Origin of the sequence: Thalassomonas sp. RHCl1 (assembly GCF_947387555.1) — a bacterium.
In the GTDB taxonomy this organism is placed as follows: domain Bacteria; phylum Pseudomonadota; class Gammaproteobacteria; order Enterobacterales; family Alteromonadaceae; genus Thalassomonas.
On sequence record NZ_CANDNZ010000002.1, the window covers coordinates 302,970 to 324,449 of the forward strand.

Here is a 21,480-nt window from a genome sequence, read left to right on the forward strand (position 1 = left end):
TATGCCTGCCGAGCCAAGGGGTGCCTGGTTGCGATGGTTTTTTATACGTTACGCGGATAAGAAAACATCAAAACTGTGCTGAGACGAAAGATTCGAACCCTTAGAACCTGAACCGGATAGTACTGGCGTAGGAATGGTTGAAAAATAGCCTGGTGATCACATAAACCGGCGTTATAACTTCCCAAATTTCCTTGCGTCAATTCCCAAAAGAATTGAAGTAATTATGTTTAAATCTCCACTGGTTATCGCCATAAGCGCGGCCTTGTACCAACCCCTTGCTTTTTCATTTGAAAATGATCTTGAGCACATTACCGTCACCTCCGATTTCCGTCAGCAGAGCCTGGCCGAGGTACCTGTGAGTGTCGCGGTGATCGATCAGCAGCAAATTATCGATGAAGGCGGCCAGCACTTTGAAGAAGTGATCAATAAGGTGGCCAACCTTAATTTTGCCGGCGGCACCTCCAGGCCCAAATATTTTCAGATCCGCGGGGTAGGGGAACGCTCTGAATATCGCGGCGCGCCTAATTCATCTGTTGGTTTTATCCTTGACGATATCGACATGTCCGGTTTAGGGATGGCGGCGAATATGTATGATGTAGGTCAGGTTGAAGTTTTACGTGGTCCGCAGGGCACGCGTTATGGCGCCAATGCCCTTGCCGGGCTGGTTTATATTCAGTCAAATGCCCCGACCGAAACCTTTGAACACGGTGTGCAAACCACTTTGGGCGATGACGACTTGCAAACCTATAGCGGTTATAGCTCGGGCCCGCTGACCGATAAATTATTTTACCGGGCCGTATTTGAGCAGCATAAACAAAACGGCTACCGGGACAACAAATACCTGGGCCGTGATGATACCAATGGTATCGATGAATTTACCGGTAAGTTAAAACTGCGCTACCTGGCCTCAGATGAGCTGACTTTGGACTTTACTTACCTGCATGCGGATTTAGATAACGGTTTTGACGCCTGGACCTTAGATAACAATGGTTTTGATACTTTAACGGATCAACCGGGCGTGGATAACCAGCAGTCGGACGGGTTGGCAGTAAAAGCCCAATATACCGGATTTACCCAGTTTGCCTTAACGGCAATCACCAGCATGAGCGATACCGAGCATCAACACGCCTACGACGGCGACTGGGCCAACCCCGAGTACTGGCAGAGCAAACCCTGTGTGGATTATTACGATGAAAACGGCAATGGCGAGTCTGACGATATTATCGGTTGTACCTACGACTACCTTTGGGACAAGCGGGCAGAGCGCACCAGTTACAGCCAGGAAATAAGGCTAAGCTCCAACGAGTCGGGACGCATATTTAACGGCAGCACCGACTGGCTCGGCGGTATCTATTTCAGCAAACTCGATGAAGAAAATGATCTCGATTCCAGTTATAACGGCTGGCCGGATGAAATACTGGACTCTGAATACCAGGCGAAAAATACCGCTATTTTTGGTCAGCTCGACAGTGAGTTAAGCCAGGATTATCAGTTGTCTGTCGGCCTGCGTCTTGAGCATCGCAGTACCGATTATGATGACAGCCAGGGAGATGAATTCTCGCCTTCTGAAACCATGTGGGGGGGCCATATTGCCCTGAGCAAGCAGCTCAACAATGCACATGGCGCTTATGGCCGTATTGCCAAGGGTTATAAGGCCGGTGGTTTTAATATGGGACTGCCGGGCGAACTGAGCCGCTATAAAGAATTTGATACCGAAACCCTGATCAACTATGAGCTGGGATTAAAAAGCCAGTTTGCTGAGCTGGGCTTAAATACCAATGTTGCGGTGTTTTATATGGACAGGCAAGATCAGCAGGTCAATGCCTCGCAGCAAAACCCGGACGAGCCGCAGCGTTTTATTATCTATACCGCCAATGCTGCCAGTTCAACCAGTTACGGGGTGGAGTTTGACCTGGACTGGGCAATCAATCAGCAACTGAGTTTTGATGCCAGTATCGGTTACTTAAATGCCAGTTACGATGATTATGCCTATCAGGATAAATACGGCAGCGAAGTGGATATTTCCGACCGTGAACTGGCCCATGCCCCGGAATATACCTACAGCGCCGGGCTGACCTACCGCGCGGATAACGGCTGGTTCAGCCATGTCAGCTTATCCGGCAAGAGTGATTTTTATTACTCCGACAGCCATGATGAGAAAGCCGACGGCAGTAATTTAATCAATGCCCGTATCGGTTATGAAGCAGACCAATGGGCGGTTTATCTTTGGGCCCGTAACCTGACCGATGAAAAATACGGTACCCGCGGTTTTTATTTCGGCAACGAGCCGGACCTTGACTGGGCCAATAAAAAATATGTCCGTTACGGTGCGCCGCGTCAGTTAGGAATAACCGCGAGTTATGAATTTTAACTTGAGTTAATTTAATTCACTTGTTGGACATATCCGCATAAAATGCCACTTTCGTGATGAAAGTGGCATTTGCGTGTCTGGCGGAGCTTGGATGAACCGGACAAGCACCGGTATAAACCTTATCTAGTGAGAGTAATATAGGGTAATGAGGAGATAAATGATGAAAATATCAATTGAGATCAGCTTGTACCCCCTGGCCGAGCTTAAATTTAAAGATGAGATCTGGGCCTTTATTAAACGCCTGCGGGGCATCGATGGCCTTAAAGTGGTGACCAATGGCATGAGCACCCAGGTTTTTGGCGATTATGATCTGGCGGTAAGCCATGTGATGGCTGAAATTAAGCAAGTGCATCAAAGTGTCGATGCCGCAGTGTTTGTTTGTAAATTTATTAACGGCGATCGCTCTGTAGTTGAAGCAGAATAGGGTTGATAGTAATAATGACTGAAGCTGTATTTGTGGAAACGGTAAATTATTTTACTTCCCTGCCTTTGCTGGAGCTGGCGGCGGTATTAACCTCCTTGCTTTATGTAGTGTTGGCGGCAAAAGGTAATGTCTGGTGCTGGCCGGCGGCTTTTATCAGCACCGCGATTTATACCGCCATTTTTTATGATGTTTATTTATTTATGGACTCCCTGCTGCAGGTGTATTATTTGCTGATGGCGGTCTATGGCTGGTTTTGCTGGCAAAAGAGCAAGAATATGCCGATTAACAATGTCAGCTCTGCCGAGCAGGGAGGCGAGGGGATCCAAAGCTGGCCGCTGGTTTTACACCTTAAGGTGATTGCTGTACTGGCACTTGTCAGCCTGGGTCTGGGTTATGTGATGGCCAATTATACCCAGGCACACTTTCCCTACTTTGACAGTGCGACTACGGTGTTTGCGGTTTTTGCCACATACCTGGTGGCACAAAAAGTACTGGAGAACTGGCTGTACTGGGTGGTGATTGATCTGGTATCGATTTATCTGTATCTGGAAAAAGATCTGACCCCGACGGCGGTGCTTTTTGGCTTATATGTCGTTATTGCCGCTTATGGTTATTATCATTGGAAACAAAGCTTCTCCGCTGAAGCTAAAGTTGCCTTAAGTTAGTTTATCCCCTATGGCCTTACCTGTTATACAAGATGCTGCCCCGGCTTATGATGCATTAAGCAACTTGCCTTGTTTTCATCACATTGAAAGCATTACCCCGATCACTTCCGGTTATAGCCAGGCCTGCGTTAAGGTGATTGACAGCGGGCAGGCTTTTTTTGTGAAGAGCTTTGTGAAGAGCTTTGCTACGCACTCTACCGGCGGCGGTGATGGCGAAGCCGATAAAGAACAATCGCTCCCGGGGGCTGGCAATGAAGTGCTGTTTTCTTTGGCGGCGGGTAAGGCTGGTATTTCTCCGCCTGTGGTTTATCAGGATCCTGATTACCTTGTTTGTCGCTATATTGACGGTGAGCCGTTATCGCAAAGCCCTCTTAAAATTCGGGAAAAAACGGCTTTAGCCCTGGACTTGATGGTCTCTTGTCATCCACTGGATGTAGCCTTGCCTGTGCTGGATATGACGCTGGTAATAAGCGAATTGACCGCTGCCTTATCCGGCGAATTAACGGCGGCACAGGAGGCGCAGGTGAATAAGCTGACGGGGAAAATCACTGCCGGGATCACACCCGGTCCTTTGGTCCCCTGCCATGGAGATATCAACTTCTCCAATATTCTTTTGGCAACACAGGCAAGGGATACAGATAAGGCAATTGAGACAAGCACAGCCTGGTTAATCGATTTTGAATGTTGTGCCCTGGCAGAAAAAGAGTTTGATTTGGCGATGCTGATCGCCGTCAATGAGATCCCGCAGCCGGATATGCTGGCACTGCTCAAACAAGCCCCGTTGAATACCTTTTTGTTTAATGGCCAATACAGCGACAAACTTTGCCATTATCTGGCATTTTGTTATTTGATCAATGCCTTGTGGTATCTGGTGTATCAGCATGAAACCGGCGACAAGCAATTTATGGCGCTGGCAAGCCGCCAGTTTCTCCTGCTGGATGAGCTCGCCCTGGCCGATGGCAGCTTTCATCAACTTTTTGCTGATTTTTACCCGGATAATGAGATAAGCTGCTGAGAAGTTACGATTAATGGTAGTGCGCCACCAGGTTAAGCGGCGCATAATATCGTTAGGACATGTTATTGGTTATTTTGTGTGAATTGGAAAGATTTAGTCGAAAACAATAACCGCTTTTTTTGGTTATTACATACAGCTGGCTGGTTTGGTTTTGCCTTAGTACATTATCTCGGGTCATTGTTGCATGACTCCCGAGATATCTTTGTCATCATCATTTTTCTCAATGCCTATGCCGGCTGGTTATTCACTGTGCCTCTGCGTTATATTTATCGCCGTGCCTGGAATCTGTCGCCGCTTAAAATTGCCATCGTGGTGATTTTGGCCTCTTATGCCACCGGTGTCCTGTGGCAGGTGGTGAAAAATTTCAATTACTGGGAAATCTATAAACACGGCTACCGGCCTGATTTCTGGCTCTTGTATACTAAATCCAGTGTCTGGGCGTTTTATATTATTCTTAGCTGGAGCGGTTTGTATTTTGGCATCAAATATTACCAGATGCTGCAAAAAGAGCGGCAGAATGTGCTTAAGGCCAATACTGTCGCCCATCAGGCCCAGCTGAAAATGCTGCGCTACCAGCTTAATCCGCATTTTCTCTTTAATACCCTCAACGCCATTTCCACCTTGATTTTGGTGAAAGAGAATGACCTGGCCAATGGCATGGTAACGAAACTCAGCGAATTCTTACGCTACTCCCTGGATAAGGATCCGATGAAGCGGGTGACGCTGCAAAGTGAAATTCAGGCGCTGACCTTATACCTGGATATTGAAAAGGTGCGTTTTGAAGAACGTTTGCAGGTACATTTTAATATTGATGAAGAATGTCAGCAGGCGCTGGTGCCGAGCATGATTTTACAGCCGCTGGCGGAAAACGCCATTAAACATGCCATTGCCGTGCAGGAGCAGGGAGGCAGCATTACCGTCTCGGTCAGCCGTTTTGGCAATGATCTCTTGATAGAACTGGCAGATGACGGCCCGGGGGCAGAGATTAAAGACGGCAACTTATTCCGTGAGTGCGGGGTCGGCTTAGTGAACAGCCGCGAGCGGTTACAGGCGCTTTACCGGGATAATTTTTCCCTTGTGGTCTCCAATAATCAGCCTTCAGGTGTTAAAGTAAATATCCGCATCCCGTATGAGTTAGGACAGTAGTAATGAACAGCCCACTATCAACCATCATAGTTGATGACGAGCCCCTTGCCAGAAAAGGCTTAGCGGTACGTTTGCAAGCCCACAGCGATATTGATATTCAGGCCCAGTGCAGTAACGGCCGTGAAGCAATTGAAACCCTTACTGGCGGGCAGGTGGATCTGATGTTTCTCGATATCCAGATGCCGGGGTTGGACGGGTTTGGCGTGATCGAGCAAATTATCGCGCAGGGATTGCCGATGCCAATGGTGGTGTTTGTGACCGCCTTTGATCAATATGCCATTAAAGCGTTTGAAGTGCATGCAATAGATTACCTGTTAAAACCTGTGGATGAGCAAAGGTTAACTCAGGCGCTTGATAAAATACGCCAGCATAAACAAGTCCAGCAGGACAGCGATCATAAGTCTAAGCTGGTACGCCTGGTCAGTGATGTGACCGGCAACGACTGCGAAAAAATTCTGGAACAGCTGGCCAATAATGACGGCGATAAACTGAGCGAAAACTTGACCCAATATACCGATGTGCTGGCCATTAAAGATGGCGGCGAAGTCACCCGGGTAATGGTCAAAGACATCTTATGGATAGATGCGGCGGGAGACTATATGTGTGTTTATACCGGCGAGGGCACCCATATATTGCGTAAAACCATGAAGCAACTGGAAGAGATCTTAGATCCGAAAGTTTTTATCCGCAGTCACCGCTCCAGCATGGTCAACAAAAACTATATCGAAAAGTTTTGCAGCCAGTTAAATGGTGAATACTTTTTGGTGATGAAAAACGGCAAAGAGCTTAAAGTCAGCCGCAGCTATAAAGAGAAGGTAAAACAGGCGATTAACTGTTAGCAGCTTTCAATCGCTAAGTTTCTACTACACTCAGGACCAAGAGCGGGATGGCAAATAACCCTTGTTGCTATCCCGGATAAGGGGGATTTAGCTGTAAAAAATCCTTTGCAAAAACCACCCATAGCCCTGCCTGCCCCTGTGATCCGGGCGTGCATTTGTCCCGTCCCCGCCAATAGGCTCTATACTAGAAAATAAACCTGAATATTATTATCACTATAACTTAGGGGACGTTATGTTTTTTTGCTCCCGACGGGTTTACTCTATTGTCCTGTTCCTTATTGGCTTAACCCCTGCGACAGCCCAAGAGCCGATAGATGAATATATGCAGGAATTATCGTTAAAGGCATTGCTGGAAATTGATATTGCCGGAGCTGCGGTACGCGATCTTGGCCTGGGGCAGGCGATTAAAACCGCCAATCCCTTTGAGCTCAGCGCCATGCAATTGCCGTTATCGGTGGAAGTGATCAACAGCCGGACCATGCGCGCCAGGGGATTAAAAACAGTTACCGAAGCGGCCGAACATCTTGTTGGGGTGATTTCCGGGGAGTCACCGGCAGAGCCGTCGAGTTTTTCCATGCGCGGTTTTATCCGCGACTCTGTTATCGTATTGCGCGACGGTATCCGCCTGGGCCCGGCATCTATGACCATGCGGCCGCATAATACCTTTAACCTGCAGCAGGTGGAGATTTTAAAAGGGCCGGCTTCTTTACATTTTGCGGCGCCAACGGCTTCCGGCATTATCAATATGATCACCAAAAAACCTGTGATTGGCCAGGAAAGCGCCACCGAGTTGTTTGGCGCCTATAGCCGCTTTGACAGCAGCGAATGGGGCATTGGCCGCTCCGGACCTGTTACCGATAAACTGGCCTATCGTTTTGATATCAACCGTGCCGGCTCTAATGGCTGGGTTGATGATACCGACTCTTATTCTTTCAATATTACAGCCTCCATGCTGTGGCAGGTGTCGCCATCATTGGACATGATGCTCAGTTTTGATTATTTAGACGATGATTTGCCTGCTTATTGGGGGACCCCGCTGGTGCCGGCATCTTTTTCCCGGGAGCCGATTTCGGGGATCATCAACACCGATAATGGCTCGGTACTGGATCAGCAGTTAAGGTTTAACAATTATAATGTTGGCGATCAACGCTCGGACTCTGAGCATTTATGGAGCAAAATCACGGCTAACTGGCAACCAAGCAGCATGGTAAAAGTGAAAAATACCCTGTTTCATTTTAGCGCGGACCGGGCATGGAAAAATGCCGAAAGCTATGTTTTTAACCCGCAAACCTTATTGCTCGATCGGGACCGGTTTTTTGTTTTCCATGATCATCAATTTTACGGCAATCAACTCGACATCAATATCGAACATTTGCTCGGTCAAGTTGAGCATCAGCTGACGATCGGACTGGACTATGCCCGTACAGATTTTGAACGTGCCCGCGGATTTCCCGACGGCGACAGTGTTGATCCGTACCAGCCCGTTGCCGGTATGTTTGGTCCGCTTGATAAGCGGCTCAGCCCGACCAAAATAGATGAGTTTGCCATCATGGTTGAAGATACTTTGTTTCTCAACGATGACTGGCATCTAACCCTGGGAATACGAAAAGACTTTATTGATACTACCCGGGATAACTTTGATGAAAACGGTATTTTTATTGCCGAAGACAGCTTTAAAAGAACTTTTAAACCCATTTCTTACCGGCTGGCATCAAGTTATCAGCTGACAGAGAACCTTGCTGTCTATGGCCAGCTCAGCACCGGCCATGATCCCGTCGGTTCCAATATCTATCTGGTTAACGCCAATGAAAACTTTGATTTTACCGACATCAGCCAGGTTGAGCTTGGTGTTAAATCGGTGTCCGCCGACGGGAATATTGAAATGACCTCGGCTATTTATAAAACCAAGCGGGAAAATATTTTATTGCTGGTGACCCATGATAGTGTCGGCAACTCAGGCAGCCAGGTGGCGAAAGGAATAGAGTTTGCCGCTTCCGGGCGTTTATCGAAAAATTGGCGGCTCGGGGGGAATTTTGCCTATACCCGGGCGAAGTATGAGGATTACATGGATCCGGACTTTGGCGTCGATGCTACCGGCAATACCCCGCCGAATGTACCCAAGTGGGTGGCCAATGCCTGGTTCAGTGTCAATAATATTGCCGGGTTGCCGCTGGAGCTGGGCGCTGGTGTGCGTTACATAGGCAAACGCCATACTAACTTTGAAAATACCGTCACCTTACAGGATTATGTGGTGGTGAATGCCTTTGCCGCCTATACCCTGGATAAGTTACGCATCTCTATCAATGTCCGTAATATACTGGATGAAGACTATGCCCCCTGGGGGGATATTTTTTATCCCAATCAGATAGGCATTGCCCCGCCAAGAGCGGTCGAATTAAGCTTCCAAACCAAGTTTTAATCTTTTATGCCTTTATTTACATTAACTATCAATGGCTTGTATAGTAAGGAAGTGATGAGTCAAGGAATTAAAGATGAATAAAGCCAGTTGCCTTTGTGGTGCGATAAAACTTCAGATCGATGCCGAGCCGGTCAAAGTATCACATTGTCATTGTACTATGTGCCAGAAGCAGCATGGCGCGGCTTACGCCACCTATGCCCGTTTTAGGCGAGATGATGTTAACTACCTGCAGGGGGAAGATAAGTTATCCGTTTATAATTCCTCTGAGGATGTCTTACGTAAATTTTGTCGTATCTGTGGCTCGAATATTGAGTGGGGCTGCAGTGAGCGTTTTCCCCAATGGGTGTCGATAGCCTTGGCAGCTTTTGATACTGAGTTGTTGTTAACCGAAATTAAAGAGCTTCACTCAGACTCAAAAGTTTGTTGGCTATCAAAAGCCTAACCTTTTACTTGTCTCTGCCTTTACCTGACTGTCCGGGCGGTCATTATAGTATCAGGGGAAGATAGTATAGATTTTACAGCCCGGCATAAAGGTTTTGCCGGAAACCTATCTTAGGCTGAAGGGGCAAAACAATAAATGAGGTTAGATTTGTTGATGCAGATCAACAAAGTCAGGTTTTGTCCGGTATCTTGCCCTTGCTGCTTGATTTTCATACAGTCACTTGTATTATTGAACGGCATTTTTGCACTTTATTAATAAAAACAAATAATAATCATTAACTTAAGGATTTAGTTATGAAGATGAATAAAAAATGATCAGTGCGTTATTAGGACTAGGTTTAGGGGCTGTTTCTGCACCTGTAACAGTCAGTGCCGAGACTTGCCGTGAAGCGTTTCACCGGTGTATTGCATACGATGATGGTTTAAATGAACGTTACTGTGAATACCAATATAAAAAGTGCAGAGGTTATATCTAAGCGCTGATGACTTTGCAGGCACTGCCTGCAAAGTCGCCTGTCTGGCTGTGTTGCCTGCTTGTGTTTATGCTTTATTTTTTATGGGGCGTTTTTTCGGAGCAAGGTTTAACAGCCTGAGAAATTTCGGACACTGAAAATGATTTTCTGCCTTGCAGGCCGCGGCGTGGCGCAGCCCGTCGCGCATTGTGGTTAGCTCTTTAATTTTCTTGTCCAGCTCATCCGCCTTTGCCAGCAACAGTTCCCTGTCTATATCTGCTCCCTTGGCGGTTAGCATGCCACCAATATCTTCGAGTGATAACCCTGCATTTTGCCCCAGAGAGATAAGGGCTAACCTGTCAATGACACTTGGATGGAAAAGTCTGCGTAAACCGTTCCTGCCGGTTGATTGAATCAATCCTATTTCTTCATAATATCTCAACGTTGAGGCTGGTAATCCGCTGGCTTTGGCGACTTTGGCAATATCCACAGCTCTTCCCCTTAAATATGCGCTTGACTTCAAGTTAACTTGAACTTGTATCATAGTTTTAAAGTTAATTGGGTACAAGATAAAGCAAAGAGGAAAACTTATGTGGGATCAAAGATATGCGACAAAAGAATATGCATACGGCACCGAGGCCAATGAATTCTTACAGGAAAATGTTGCTGTTATGCCAAAAGGTAAAGTGTTGAGCCTGGCTGAAGGGGAGGGGCGCAATGCTGTTTTTCTGGCTAAGCTCGGTTACAGCGTGACGGCGGTGGACTCGTCACAGGTTGGCTTGGACAAGGCGCAAAAACTAGCGCAGGCGCACGGGGTCAGCATAGAGTGCATTCATGCTGATTTAACGGACTATGATCCCGGGCTGTGCCAATGGGACGGCATCGTTTCAATTTATTGCCCCTTGCCTGCTTTACTCAGGCAAAAGATGCATAGCAAAGTGATGGCGGGCTTAAAGCCTCACGGGGTTTTCCTGTTGGAGAACTACACCCCCGAGCAGCTAGGTTATGGTACCGGGGGCGGGAATTCAGCAGAGACCATGATAACAGCTCAGGCGATTCGCCGCGAATTGCCTGAGCTGAGCTTTCTGCATTTAAAAGAATTACAGCGCAGTGTTGTTGAAGGGCGATACCATACCGGGCTTGCCGCTGTGGTACAGGCGATTGCTGTGAAAGCCTGAGTGCGCCGTGCTGATAAGTTTATTTGGCGCAAGGCTCAACACTGGTTTTGCGCGGTGAGTGCCAGAATATTTTCATGGGCGGCCACCAGGTTGGGGTTGACCTTTTTCTGGTGTTGGATCGCCTGCTCCAGGGGCACAGAGCAAATGCGGCTGTTTTGCTCGGCGATCATCACATCGCTTTCATTATTTATCAGCGCCTGGACGGCCGCTACCCCCATTTTGGTAGCAATTACTCTGTCCTTGGCATCGGGTGAGCCGCCGCGCTGAATATGCCCGAGTACACAGGCGGTGCTGTCGATAGCAAACCTTTCTTTGAGCTCGCGGGCAAGGGCGGTAGCGCCGCCGGGCCAGACATTTTCTGCAATCACCATAATATAGCTGTTATGGCGGGTTTGCTGCAGGGAATTAATTTCTTGCGCCAACTGCTCGAGTTTTTGCTCCTGGTTGTCGGCAGAAAAGTTTTCAAACGATAATACCTGCTCGGCGGCGCAGGCGACCCCGACATTAAAGGTGATATGGCCGCTGTGCCGTCCCATCAACTCGACAATAAAAATGCGTTCGAAAGCATTGGCAGTATCGCGGATTTTATCTATGGCGTTAATGGCGGTATTGACCGCGGTGGAAAAACCTATGGTGGCGTCACTGCCGTCAATGTCATTATCTATGGTGCCCGGAATGCCGATCATTTGGCCAGGCCAATATTGCTTTAATGCCAGCATGCCGGTAAAAGAGCCGTCGCCGCCGATCACGATCAAGGCATCGCAATGTTGTTTTACTAAAGTGTTGGCCGCTTGTTTGAGCCCGGTTTTTGTTTGAAATTGCGGGCAGCGGGCGCTTTTTAAAATAGTGCCCCCCAGGCGGATAATGTCATTGACACAGGATAAGTCCAGCAGGGTGGGGTCATTGTCCAGCAGGCCGTTATAACCATGGAGAAAACCCAAGACCTCAATATGCGAATGATGGGCGGCCAGCACCACCGCCCTGATGGCGGCATTCATACCCGGGGCATCGCCGCCGCTGGTCAGCAAAGCCACCCTTTTGAGTTGATTATTCATATAAACTCCCTGCGCGAATCACTGTTATTGCTTTACCTTAGTCAGTTTATCAAATGTTGTTATATTCTAAATCAAGCATCAGTAAATAACGTGTTGTTATTATTGTTATAATATCGCCGACCGGGTTCCCGGCCGCTATTGGCTAAGGTGGTGTACAGCAAACTTTTGTTGCCAGTACGCGACCAGCTTAGATCTTAACAGTTCATATAAGATGTGAAATCGCCGCCATATTTTACTGCGGTAACTTTTTATTTTTCTTGGTGAAGGATTTCTGTTTGTCTGGGCATACCAAGCGCTTCACCGCAAATATTGCCATGGGGCATATGTTCAACCATTTGCAGATATTGCTGCTGCTCCAGTTTTACTAAAGAATGATGATCTCCGGCTTCGAGATATACCCGTTCACTTTTTAGCAGGCCATCATCAATAAGGTTGTCAATGGCAAAGGCCTGGCCTAGCCCCGGAATGGCGCCCTGGGCGCAGTCGGGAAACAGATCCCGTAGCCTGGCTTCACTGACGACATGATACTCCTTATCCATCAATTCGTTGACCCGGGTGATGTCCAGGCGGTGATCGGCGGCCAGGGTAGCCATCAGAAATTTATCGTCCCGGCTTTGTAAAATGACCGCTTTTGCCACCTGGGAGCCGGGCAAATGGGCGGAGCAGGAAGAGTCAAGGGAAGACTGGGTATGGCGATGTTGTACTAATTCGTAGTGGATTTCATGGCTGGACAGATAGTCATTTAAGGTGTTGGAAATAGCCATTATTGCACCTCTGCACTGATAGAGATTTGCTGCAACAAGTATAGCAAGCAAGGCGCTTGACGGCATATTTTACGACGGCTTATGTGGCGTTTTTATGACATATGTCAAAAGGTGAAAGGGGGGCTGATAAATGAAAATGCCCCTGCTTTTGCGCTGAAAAGCAGGGGCATGAATTTGCTTAATAATGCTTAGCTTAAATGTGCCTTAGTCACTTTAAGTACTTTTAAGGTATTGGAAGCACCTACGGTTTCCATGGCATCACCGTGAGTGAAAATCACCTTGTCATTGACGCTTAACTTGGCCTGTTTGATCACTTGCTTAAGCACATCCTGGGAAAGGCTGTCGTTGTCGCTTTGGGTGGAATCAAAGGCTACCGGATAAACACCGCGGTAAATGGCGGTTTTATTCAGGGTTTTATCATGACGTGATAAGGAATAAATCGGTAATCCCGAAGTGATACGCGACATGATTTTCGTGGTATGTCCCGACTCGGTCAGGGCAATGATCGCCTTAACGCCGTCTAAGTGGTTTGCCGCATACATGGCCGACAGGGCGATGGTTTCGGAAATTTCACTGAACATTAATTCAATACGGTGGCCTGAAGTATGAACCGAGCGTTGTTTTTCGGCGCCCAAACAAACATTGACCATAGCTTTAACGGTTTCCACCGGGTATTTACCGGCGGCGGTTTCAGCAGAGAGCATCACAGCATCTGTGCCGTCGAGTACGGCATTGGCAACGTCCATGACTTCCGCACGGGTAGGCATAGGCTGTGAGATCATGGTTTCCATCATTTGCGTGGCGGTGATCACGATACGGTTTAACTGGCGGCTGCGGGCAATAATATGCTTTTGCTTGCCTACCAGCTCGGCATCGCCGATTTCAACACCAAGATCGCCACGGGCCACCATTACCACATCTGAGGCCAGGATAATTTCATCCAATACCTTGTCATCGTTGACCGCTTCTGCACGTTCGATTTTAGAAACCAGGCGGGCATCACAGCCGGCTTCCTGGGCTAGCAGGCGAGCTTCGCGCATATCGGCGGCATCGCGCGGGAAAGAAACCGCAAGGAAGTCGGCATTTAATTTAGCTGCAAGTTTAATGTCTTCTTTATCTTTATCGGTTAATGCCGCGGCAGACAGACCGCCGCCCTGACGGTTAATCCCTTTGTTGTTCGACAGCGGGCCGCCTACGGTAACTTCGGTAAAAACCGAGGTATCAGTGGTAGAAAGCACTTTAAGTTGTACCCGGCCGTCATCAAGCAGCAGAATATCGCCTTCACTGACATCCTGAGGCAATGCCTTGTAGTCGATACCAACCTTTTCCTGGTTACCTTCACCTTTACCCAGGGTGGCATCAAGTTCAAACTTGTCGCCGATAGCCAGCTGGATAGGACCGTCTTTAAAAGTAGACACCCGGATCTTTGGTCCTTGTAAATCACCCAGAATCCCAACATAGACGCCTAATTCCCTGGCCAGTTCGCGCACTGTATTGGCACGGTCGATATGATCTTGCGGCTCACCGTGAGAAAAATTAAGTCTTACCACGTTAACACCGGCTGCTAGTACCTGTTTTAACGTCTCTCTGTCATCAGTTGCCGGCCCTAAAGTAGCAACGATTTTTGTTCTTCTAAGCATTTTAATCCTTACTTTTAAAAAGTATTGAGGTTATTAAATTTCTTTATTCAGACAGCTCTGCTAAAGGGCTGTCTGTTATTGTTTTTATTCCAGGGGATCGCTTTTCCCGCTTGGGGCGTGCGATAAGCCCTTAATCTTTGCGCTCGAACCTGGAGCTTCGTAAACTGTCTTTGACTTTTTTCAGGTTATCCCTGAATTTCGTGCCGCGGCGCAGGGTAAAACCTGTGGCGAGTACATCAATCAGTGCCAGCTGGGCGATACGTGAAGACATCGGCATATACAAGTCGGTGTCTTCGGCCACATCCACGGTTAACACGATATTACATTCCTTCGCCAGCGGTGAGTTGGCGGAGGTAATGCCGATCACTGTGGCATCGTTTTCCTTGGCAATACTGGCCACTTCCACCAGGGATTTGGTACGGCCGGTATGGGAAATGACGATCACGACATCTCCTTGCTGGCTATTAATAGCACTCATGCGTTGCATTAATATGTCATCGAAATAGACCACGGGCACATTAAAACGGAAAAATTTGTTTTGTGCGTCATGGGCCACCACGGCGGAAGCGCCTAAGCCAAAAAAGGAAATTTTATTGGCCTGGGTCAGTAAATCTACCGAGCGGTTAATGGCGGCTGTATCTAAACTTTTACGGCCCAGTTCAAGACTGGCCATGGTCGATTCAAATATTTTCGCGGTGTATTCTTCGGCGGTATCATTCTCATCGACATGCCGGTTAACATAGGGTGTACCGTTGGCTAAACTTTGCGCCAGGTGTAATTTAAAATCAGGATATCCTTTAGTATCCAAACGCCGGCAAAAACGGTTTACCGTAGGCTCGCTGATATTCGCCTGTTTGGCTAATGCCGCTATACTTGCATGGATAACAGTACTAGGGGAGGCCAATATGACTTCTGCCACTTTACGCTCAGACTTACTAAATGTGTCCAGTTCGTTGGCGATCTTTTCTAATATATTCATAAATGCATGATCCCAGATCTTTTTACTGTAATTTATTTTCTGCTAAAACGACAGAATAAATGAAATTTTCTTTCATTTTGACACATAATATAAATCAAAACAGAGAAAATTAGCAAATGTTTAATAATTCACCGCTAGTATTTTCGGCAAAAGGGTAATAAAAGCCATTACCGCAAAAGATGTAGTAAAATTACAAAAAGTTCTTTACTGATGAAGGATCAGACGCTAAATTAAGGCTAAATGTAGTTTAGTTACAATGAGTAAACTAGAGAAAAATACCATATGAAAAATTTAGATAGTCAGTCTGCCAGTGAAATTGTTTTGTTTGGTGCGCTCGGGGACCTTTCTCGTCGTAAGTTACTACCGGCGTTATATCAGTTAGACCTTGCCGGTTTATTGCATCCTAAAAGCCGCATCCTCGGGGTAGCCCGCACTGACATGGATATAAAAGGATTTAGCGATTTTGTTGAAACCAATCTAAATGAATTTGTCAGTGAAGGCCTCGACAGCGAGGTCTTGGATCGTTTTCTCAGCCGCCTGGTGTACCAGCAACTTGATTTCAGCGACAGTGCTGCTTTTAAAAATCTCGCCCAGGCACTCAAGCAAGGGCATAAAACCCGTATTTATTATTTCTCGACCCCGCCGGCGATTTACGGCGCCATCTGTGACGGATTAAATCAGGCAAAACTGATTAGCGCAGCAGATCGCGTGGTGATGGAAAAACCTATCGGCGACAGCTTGGAATCATCCAAGGTGATCAACGACCAGGTATCTCGCTTCTTTAAAGAAAACCAGATTTACCGCATTGACCATTACCTGGGTAAAGAAACGGTATTAAACCTTTTGGTATTACGCTTTGCCAACTCATTGTTTACTTCCAACTGGGACCGCAACAGTATCGACCATGTGCAGATCACGGTGGCAGAAAGCGTCGGCATCGAAGGGCGCTGGGGCTTCTATGATGAAGCCGGACAAATGCGCGATATGGTGCAGAACCACTTATTACAGATTTTATCCCTGATGGCGATGGAGCCGCCGGCGGATTTAAGCGCCGACAGTATCCGGGATGAAAAACTTAAAGTCCTCAAAGCACTGCGTCCCATCAACCATTTAAATATCAAGGAAAAAACCGTACGCGGTCAGTATACCGACGGTTACCTTAACGGCGTGCCTGTACCCGGCTATCTGGCAGAAGAAGGTGCTAACGAAAAAAGCAGTACCGAAACTTTTGTCGCCATCAAAGCGGAAATCGATAATTGGCGCTGGTCGGGCGTGCCTTTTTACTTACGTACCGGTAAGCGTATGCCTGCCAAGCACAGTGAAATTGTTGTGCACTTTAAAGAGCAGCCCCACAATATTTTCAAGGACAGCTACAGCGATCTGCCCGCCAACAAACTTACCATCCGCCTACAGCCGGATGAAGGGGTTGAGCTGCAGATGATGAATAAGATCCCGGGAATCGCTTCACAGCTTAAAATCCACGAAAACAAGCTGGATTTGAGTTTCTCGCAAACCTATCGCGATGAGCGGGTAATCGATGCCTACGAGCGTTTGATGCTGGAAATTATCAACGGCAACCAGTCGCTGTTTGTGCGCCGCGATGAGGTTGAACAGGCCTGGGCCTGGGCCGATGGCATTATCGAAGCCTGGGAAAGCACCCAGGAAAAACCTAAACCTTATGCCGCAGGCTCCTGGGGACCGGTTTCCTCGATTTCTTTAATTGCACGTGACGACAGGCAGTGGGTTGAATAATGTATCAAATCAATGAATTTAATGAAAAAGCAGCGCTGGATAATGCCTTGGCCGATAAGGTGGCAGCGCTTTTAAGCCAGGCCATCGAAGCCAAGGGCAAAGCCAGTTTGGCAGTCTCCGGCGGCTCTACCCCGAAAGGTTTTTTTAAGGCCTTGTCGCAAAAAGATCTGCCGTGGAAAAAAGTCACCATAACCCTGGCCGATGAGCGCTGGGTCAATATTGACGATGATGCCAGCAATACCAAATTGGTGCATGAACATTTGTTGCAAAATAACGCCAGTGAAGCAAAATTTTTCCACCTTAAACAAGGGGAAGCATTAACGGATGAGACCTTAACGGATCTCAACCTGGCGGCGAAATCATCCTTATTGCCTTTGGATGTATTGATTTTAGGCATGGGTGAAGACGGGCATACTGCCTCCCTGTTCCCGTGCAGCGATGAAATTGAGCTTGGCCTGGCACAGGATAACCCGAATGCCTTGCTTAAAGTTCAGCCGAAAACCGCCCCCCATCAGCGTATCAGTTTTACCTTCAGTAGTTTGATCGAAAGTGAAGCCATTTTCCTGCACATTGCCGGGGCAGGTAAGAAAACCGTGTTAAACAAAGCACTTGGCGAGCAGAATATTTTGGAAATGCCGATCCGGGCATTTTTGCAGCACCCACAAGTGAATACGCAAGTATTTTGGGCGGAGTAGTATGATGAATAAAGATATTATAGCGATAACCGAGCGCATCAAAGCGCGAAGTAAAGACTCGCGTAGTGCCTACCTGGAAAAAATAGAACAGGCCAAATCAGAAACGGTACACAGGGCAAGCCTGTCCTGCGGTAACCTGGCCCATGGCTTTGCAGCTTGCGGTAAAGAAGATAAGCAAGTCTTGCGCGGTATTAACCATAGCGATATTGCCATTGTTTCCGCCTATAACGATATGTTGTCCGCCCACCAGCCTTATGAAACTTATCCGCAAATCATTAAAGCGGCGATAAAAGAAACCGGCGGTGTTGCCCAGTTTGCCGGCGGTGTGCCTGCCATGTGTGATGGTGTTACTCAAGGCCAGCCCGGTATGGATCTTAGCCTGATGAGCCGGGATGTGATTGCCATGTCTACGGCAGTTGGCTTATCCCATAATATGTTTGACGGCGCTTTGATGCTGGGGATTTGCGATAAAATCGTCCCCGGCCTGCTCATTGCCAGCATGACTTTCGGCCATTTACCAACGGTATTTGTACCTGCTGGTCCTATGCTTTCAGGTATTCCCAATAAAGAAAAAGCCCGTGTTCGCCAGCAATTTGCCAAAGGCGAGATCGGTGAAGATAAGCTATTAGAAGCCGAGTCTGCCTCTTATCACAGTGCCGGTACCTGTACCTTCTTCGGTACGGCTAACTCCAACCAGTTAGTGGTTGAAGTGATGGGCTTACATCTGCCGGGAGCTTCTTTTGTTGCCCCCAATACCGAACTTAGGGAAGAATTAACCAAAGCGGCTGCCCGTCAGGTTACCCGCTTAACCCAACAAAACGGTCATTATATGCCTGTGGGCAAGATGATAGATGAACGCTCTATTGTCAATGCTATTGTGGCCTTGCTCGCTACCGGCGGCTCAACCAACTTGACCATGCATATTATCGCGTTTGCCAGGGCGGCAGGCATTATCATTAACTTCCAGGACTTCCATGATTTATCTGAAGTTGTGCCGCTGATCACCCGTATCTATCCTAACGGTCATGCCGATATTAACCACTTCCAGCAAGCCGGCGGTATGGCGTTGTTGTTTAAAGAGCTGCTCGGCAATGGTTTATTACATGAAGACGTTGAAACCATCTGTGGTAAAGGTTTAAGCCGTTATACCCAGCAACCGGTATTAGCAGACGGTCAGTTGAAATGGGTTGACGGACCGGAGGTCTCCGGCGATGACCAGGTGATTGCCACTGTCGCCAAACCTTTTAAAGTTGATGGCGGCTTAAAAGTCTTGGAAGGTAATTTAGGGGTCAGTGTCTTAAAAACCTCTTCCATGCGTGAAGGCAGTTTGGTTATTGAAGCCCCGGCAGTGGTGTTTGAAGATCAGCATGATCTTGACGCCGCCTTTAAAGCCGGTGAACTGGACAAAGATTTTATTGCCGTGGTGCGCTTCCAGGGGCCTAAAGCCCGCGGTATGCCTGAGCTGCATAAGTTAACCCCGCCGCTTGGCGTGTTGCAGGACAAAGGCTTTAAAGTGGCCTTGGTTACCGATGGCCGTATGTCGGGGGCTTCGGGTAAGGTACCGGCGGCGATTCATTTATGTCCGGAAGCCTTAGATGGTGGTCTGATCGCGAAAATCCGCGACGGCGATATCCTGCGTCTTGACGGTAAAACCGGTGAGCTGACCTTAAAAGTGAGCGAGCAAGAATTGGCGCAAAGAGAAAATGCCCAGTTCCAGGTCAATGGCCATCACCAGGGCATGGGGCGTGAGATCTTCGGCTTTATGCGCCGTAACCTAAGCTCGGCCGATACCGGCGCCTGCTCCTTGTTTGATGAAGGTGGTGTCGCTTAATGAGTGAATCTATGGTTAATGTGGTCGCCGATATCGGCGGCACCAATATTCGCCTGGGGATCAGTGATGAGCAGGGTAAGATCAGTGAGTTGGAAGTTTTCCAGTGTAATGATTTTGCCAGTTTGGCGGATGTGCTTAAGCATTATTTCAGTGAAAAGGCGATAACCGGCAAATCAATTAATGCCTGCCTGGCGATTGCCTGTCCGGTGGAAAATGATCTGATTTCCATGACCAATTTGCCTTGGCAATTTTCAAAATCTGCGCTTAAAGCAACCTTAAATCTCAACAAGTTATTATTGATCAATGATTATACCGCCATTGCCCATGCGGTGCCGTTTTTAAGCGATGAGCAAAAAGTGCAAATCGGCCAGGGCAGTGCGGCAGCGGATAAACCCATCGCCATTTGTGGCCCGGGTACCGGCTTGGGGGTTGCCCATGTGGTGCCAGCCAATGGCCAGTGGCTCAGCCTGGGCGGCGAGGGCGGCCATGTGGATTTTGCCCCGGTAGATGAAGATGAAACGCGTATTTTAGCTTATCTGTTGTCTAAATACCCAAGGGTGTCTTATGAGCAGGTGTTATCCGGTTTAGGTTTAGAGCAGATTTACCAGGCGCTGATGTTTGATAAAGGGGAAGCTCCCCAGCCTTATAGTGCCAAGGATATCAGCGAAAGGGCGCTCAATGAAAGCTGTGATGTGTGCCAGCAGGCCCTGGCACAGTTTTGCAAAATTTTAGGTAGCTTTGCCGGTAACCTGGCGCTGACTATGGCCGCCTTTGGCGGAGTTTATATCGCCGGCGGCATAGTGCCGCGTTTTATTGAATATTTTAAAAGTAGTGAATTTAGAAGTCGCTTTGAAGCCAAAGGACGTTTTGTCGAATTTAACAAAACCATCCCGACCTTTGTGATCACCGAATCACAGCCGGGCATTATCGGCGCTTCAGCTTATCTTCGCCAACACAATACAGAGGAATTATGACGGTATCAAAAAACTGGCAAATATCGCCAAAAGAGCTTTTTGCCATGGGCCCTATAGTGCCTGTGCTTGTGATTAAAAATGTGGAAGATGCCTTGCCGATCGCTAAGGCCCTGCTGGCCTCAGGTATTAAGGTGCTTGAAGTGACTTTGCGTACGCCGTCGGCACTTGAGGTGATCAGAACGATTGCCAAAGAATTGCCGGAAGCTGTTGTTGGTGCGGGCACGGTGACTAACCGTGAAATGCTGCAGCGCTGCGCCGATGCCGGCGCCAAGTTTGCCATCAGTCCCGGCTTGACCAAAGATTTATTAAAAGCAGGTAATGAAGGCGATATCGCATTAATTCCCGGTATCTCTTCGATTTCTGAAATGATGGATGCGATTGATTTAGGTTATGACCACCTGAAATTCTTCCCGGCAGAAGCTTCGGGCGGGGTTAAGGCAATACAGTCTATCGGCGGTCCTTTCCCGGATATCCGTTTTTGTCCCACTGGCGGCATTAATCCGAGCAATGTCCGCGATTATCTGGCCTTGCCGAATGTTGCCTGTTGCGGCGGCTCCTGGCTGGTGACGGATGATATCGTTAAGCAAAAGAACTGGGCTGCAATAACGGATCTCGCCACCCAGGCGCTTAATCATGTAAAATAATTACAGCAGTTGATGTTGTTAAAAAACCAGGTTTAACCTGGTTTTTTTATACCCGCAGCTTTCGGGTTTGTGATTTAGGTTCACGCCTTGGCACCTATGGTGTGAAACTAATTTTTCTGGTCAGGCCTGTTGCGACAGCCTAGTTATTACAAGGGCTGCTCCATGTTTCTGAAAGGTCTGGGAGAATATTTCCTTT

19 protein-coding genes and 1 riboswitch are annotated in these 21,480 nt (G+C 47.8%); of the genes, 14 read left to right on the top strand and 5 right to left on the bottom strand.

Features of this window, described 5'->3' with window-relative positions:
- Positions 1-6: 6 nt before the first annotated feature.
- Positions 7-151: riboswitch (TPP riboswitch) on the top strand.
- A gap of 72 nt (positions 152-223) precedes the next feature.
- From QL234_RS07365 to QL234_RS07400, 8 genes are all read left to right on the top strand, one after another.
- A complete protein-coding gene (locus tag QL234_RS07365) occupies positions 224-2,371 on the top strand; it encodes a TonB-dependent receptor (protein ID WP_281557191.1) in 2,148 nt (715 codons plus the stop codon).
- A 157-nt stretch (positions 2,372-2,528) separates the two neighbouring features.
- Positions 2,529-2,795 (top strand): hypothetical protein, encoded by a 267-nt coding sequence (locus QL234_RS07370; RefSeq protein WP_281557192.1) that lies wholly within the window; start codon positions 2,529-2,531, stop codon positions 2,793-2,795.
- Positions 2,796-2,809: 14 nt separating this feature from the next.
- Positions 2,810-3,460, top strand: a complete 651-nt coding sequence (gene pnuC / locus QL234_RS07375; protein ID WP_281557193.1) for a nicotinamide riboside transporter PnuC — start codon at positions 2,810-2,812, stop codon at positions 3,458-3,460.
- Positions 3,461-3,470: 10 nt separating this feature from the next.
- Positions 3,471-4,475, top strand: coding sequence for a phosphotransferase (locus tag QL234_RS07380; RefSeq protein ID WP_281557194.1), 1,005 nt, complete (start codon positions 3,471-3,473; stop codon positions 4,473-4,475).
- 78 nt (positions 4,476-4,553) lie between these two features.
- Positions 4,554-5,621: a histidine kinase gene (locus tag QL234_RS07385; protein ID WP_281557195.1), complete on the top strand. Its 1,068-nt coding sequence runs from the start codon at positions 4,554-4,556 to the stop codon at positions 5,619-5,621.
- A gap of 2 nt (positions 5,622-5,623) precedes the next feature.
- Positions 5,624-6,460 carry a LytTR family DNA-binding domain-containing protein gene (locus QL234_RS07390; protein WP_281557196.1) on the top strand — a complete coding sequence of 279 codons (837 nt, stop codon included), beginning with the start codon at positions 5,624-5,626 and terminating at the stop codon, positions 6,458-6,460.
- Between the two features lie 232 nt (positions 6,461-6,692).
- Positions 6,693-8,879, top strand: a complete 2,187-nt coding sequence (locus QL234_RS07395; protein WP_281557197.1) for a TonB-dependent receptor — start codon at positions 6,693-6,695, stop codon at positions 8,877-8,879.
- A gap of 73 nt (positions 8,880-8,952) precedes the next feature.
- A complete protein-coding gene (locus QL234_RS07400; protein ID WP_281557198.1) occupies positions 8,953-9,321 on the top strand; it encodes a GFA family protein in 369 nt (122 codons plus the stop codon).
- A gap of 539 nt (positions 9,322-9,860) precedes the next feature.
- On the opposite strand, the gene QL234_RS07405 is transcribed toward QL234_RS07400, so the two are convergent.
- Positions 9,861-10,262 (bottom strand): helix-turn-helix domain-containing protein, encoded by a 402-nt coding sequence (locus QL234_RS07405; RefSeq protein WP_281557199.1) that lies wholly within the window; start codon positions 10,260-10,262, stop codon positions 9,861-9,863.
- Positions 10,263-10,362: 100 nt separating this feature from the next.
- Here QL234_RS07405 and QL234_RS07410 point away from each other — a divergent pair, with 100 nt between their 5' ends.
- A complete protein-coding gene (locus QL234_RS07410) occupies positions 10,363-10,950 on the top strand; it encodes a class I SAM-dependent methyltransferase (RefSeq protein ID WP_281557200.1) in 588 nt (195 codons plus the stop codon).
- A gap of 35 nt (positions 10,951-10,985) precedes the next feature.
- Here QL234_RS07410 and QL234_RS07415 read toward each other — a convergent pair whose 3' ends face one another.
- From QL234_RS07415 to QL234_RS07430, 4 genes are all read right to left on the bottom strand, one after another.
- Positions 10,986-12,005: an ATP-dependent 6-phosphofructokinase gene (locus QL234_RS07415; protein WP_281557201.1), complete on the bottom strand. Its 1,020-nt coding sequence runs from the start codon at positions 12,003-12,005 to the stop codon at positions 10,986-10,988.
- A gap of 248 nt (positions 12,006-12,253) precedes the next feature.
- The gene (locus QL234_RS07420) at positions 12,254-12,769 is read right to left on the bottom strand and encodes a YbaK/EbsC family protein (protein ID WP_281557202.1); all 516 of its coding nucleotides are present in this window, start codon (positions 12,767-12,769) and stop codon (positions 12,254-12,256) included.
- Positions 12,770-12,957: 188 nt separating this feature from the next.
- Positions 12,958-14,409: a pyruvate kinase gene (pyk, locus tag QL234_RS07425; RefSeq protein WP_281557203.1), complete on the bottom strand. Its 1,452-nt coding sequence runs from the start codon at positions 14,407-14,409 to the stop codon at positions 12,958-12,960.
- Between the two features lie 130 nt (positions 14,410-14,539).
- Positions 14,540-15,388 (bottom strand): MurR/RpiR family transcriptional regulator, encoded by an 849-nt coding sequence (locus QL234_RS07430; RefSeq protein WP_044831399.1) that lies wholly within the window; start codon positions 15,386-15,388, stop codon positions 14,540-14,542.
- A gap of 282 nt (positions 15,389-15,670) precedes the next feature.
- Here QL234_RS07430 and zwf point away from each other — a divergent pair, with 282 nt between their 5' ends.
- From zwf to QL234_RS07455, 5 genes are read left to right on the top strand one after another with little or no spacing between them, the layout of a single operon-like run.
- The gene (gene zwf, locus QL234_RS07435) at positions 15,671-17,140 is read left to right on the top strand and encodes a glucose-6-phosphate dehydrogenase (RefSeq protein ID WP_281557204.1); all 1,470 of its coding nucleotides are present in this window, start codon (positions 15,671-15,673) and stop codon (positions 17,138-17,140) included.
- Positions 17,140-17,835: a 6-phosphogluconolactonase gene (gene pgl / locus QL234_RS07440; RefSeq protein ID WP_281557205.1), complete on the top strand. Its 696-nt coding sequence runs from the start codon at positions 17,140-17,142 to the stop codon at positions 17,833-17,835. The genes zwf and pgl overlap by 1 nt, the downstream gene beginning before the upstream one ends.
- 4 nt (positions 17,836-17,839) lie before the next feature.
- Entirely contained in the window at positions 17,840-19,666 is a 1,827-nt protein-coding gene (gene edd, locus QL234_RS07445) for a phosphogluconate dehydratase (protein WP_281557775.1), read from the top strand.
- Entirely contained in the window at positions 19,666-20,640 is a 975-nt protein-coding gene (locus QL234_RS07450) for a glucokinase (protein WP_281557206.1), read from the top strand. Before edd ends, QL234_RS07450 begins: the two co-directional genes overlap by 1 nt.
- The gene (locus QL234_RS07455) at positions 20,637-21,284 is read left to right on the top strand and encodes a bifunctional 4-hydroxy-2-oxoglutarate aldolase/2-dehydro-3-deoxy-phosphogluconate aldolase (protein WP_281557207.1); all 648 of its coding nucleotides are present in this window, start codon (positions 20,637-20,639) and stop codon (positions 21,282-21,284) included. The genes QL234_RS07450 and QL234_RS07455 overlap by 4 nt, the downstream gene beginning before the upstream one ends.
- The last annotated feature ends 196 nt before the right edge of the window (positions 21,285-21,480 follow it).

What these genes read in the sequence shown, in the direction of transcription:
- QL234_RS07365 (WP_281557191.1), top strand. Translation starts at nt 224, where the DNA reads ATGTTTAAATCTCCACTGGTTATCGCCATAAGCGCGGCCTTGTACCAA.
- QL234_RS07370 (WP_281557192.1), top strand. Translation starts at nt 2,529, where the DNA reads ATGATGAAAATATCAATTGAGATCAGCTTGTACCCCCTGGCCGAGCTT.
- pnuC (WP_281557193.1), top strand. Translation starts at nt 2,810, where the DNA reads ATGACTGAAGCTGTATTTGTGGAAACGGTAAATTATTTTACTTCCCTG.
- QL234_RS07380 (WP_281557194.1), top strand. Translation starts at nt 3,471, where the DNA reads ATGGCCTTACCTGTTATACAAGATGCTGCCCCGGCTTATGATGCATTA.
- QL234_RS07390 (WP_281557196.1), top strand. Translation starts at nt 5,624, where the DNA reads ATGAACAGCCCACTATCAACCATCATAGTTGATGACGAGCCCCTTGCC.
- QL234_RS07395 (WP_281557197.1), top strand. Translation starts at nt 6,693, where the DNA reads ATGTTTTTTTGCTCCCGACGGGTTTACTCTATTGTCCTGTTCCTTATT.
- QL234_RS07400 (WP_281557198.1), top strand. Translation starts at nt 8,953, where the DNA reads ATGAATAAAGCCAGTTGCCTTTGTGGTGCGATAAAACTTCAGATCGAT.
- QL234_RS07410 (WP_281557200.1), top strand. Translation starts at nt 10,363, where the DNA reads ATGTGGGATCAAAGATATGCGACAAAAGAATATGCATACGGCACCGAG.
- QL234_RS07415 (WP_281557201.1), bottom strand. Translation starts at nt 12,005, where the DNA reads ATGAATAATCAACTCAAAAGGGTGGCTTTGCTGACCAGCGGCGGCGAT.
- QL234_RS07420 (WP_281557202.1), bottom strand. Translation starts at nt 12,769, where the DNA reads ATGGCTATTTCCAACACCTTAAATGACTATCTGTCCAGCCATGAAATC.
- pyk (WP_281557203.1), bottom strand. Translation starts at nt 14,409, where the DNA reads ATGCTTAGAAGAACAAAAATCGTTGCTACTTTAGGGCCGGCAACTGAT.
- QL234_RS07430 (WP_044831399.1), bottom strand. Translation starts at nt 15,388, where the DNA reads ATGAATATATTAGAAAAGATCGCCAACGAACTGGACACATTTAGTAAG.
- zwf (WP_281557204.1), top strand. Translation starts at nt 15,671, where the DNA reads ATGAAAAATTTAGATAGTCAGTCTGCCAGTGAAATTGTTTTGTTTGGT.
- pgl (WP_281557205.1), top strand. Translation starts at nt 17,140, where the DNA reads ATGTATCAAATCAATGAATTTAATGAAAAAGCAGCGCTGGATAATGCC.
- edd (WP_281557775.1), top strand. Translation starts at nt 17,840, where the DNA reads ATGAATAAAGATATTATAGCGATAACCGAGCGCATCAAAGCGCGAAGT.
- QL234_RS07450 (WP_281557206.1), top strand. Translation starts at nt 19,666, where the DNA reads ATGAGTGAATCTATGGTTAATGTGGTCGCCGATATCGGCGGCACCAAT.
- QL234_RS07455 (WP_281557207.1), top strand. Translation starts at nt 20,637, where the DNA reads ATGACGGTATCAAAAAACTGGCAAATATCGCCAAAAGAGCTTTTTGCC.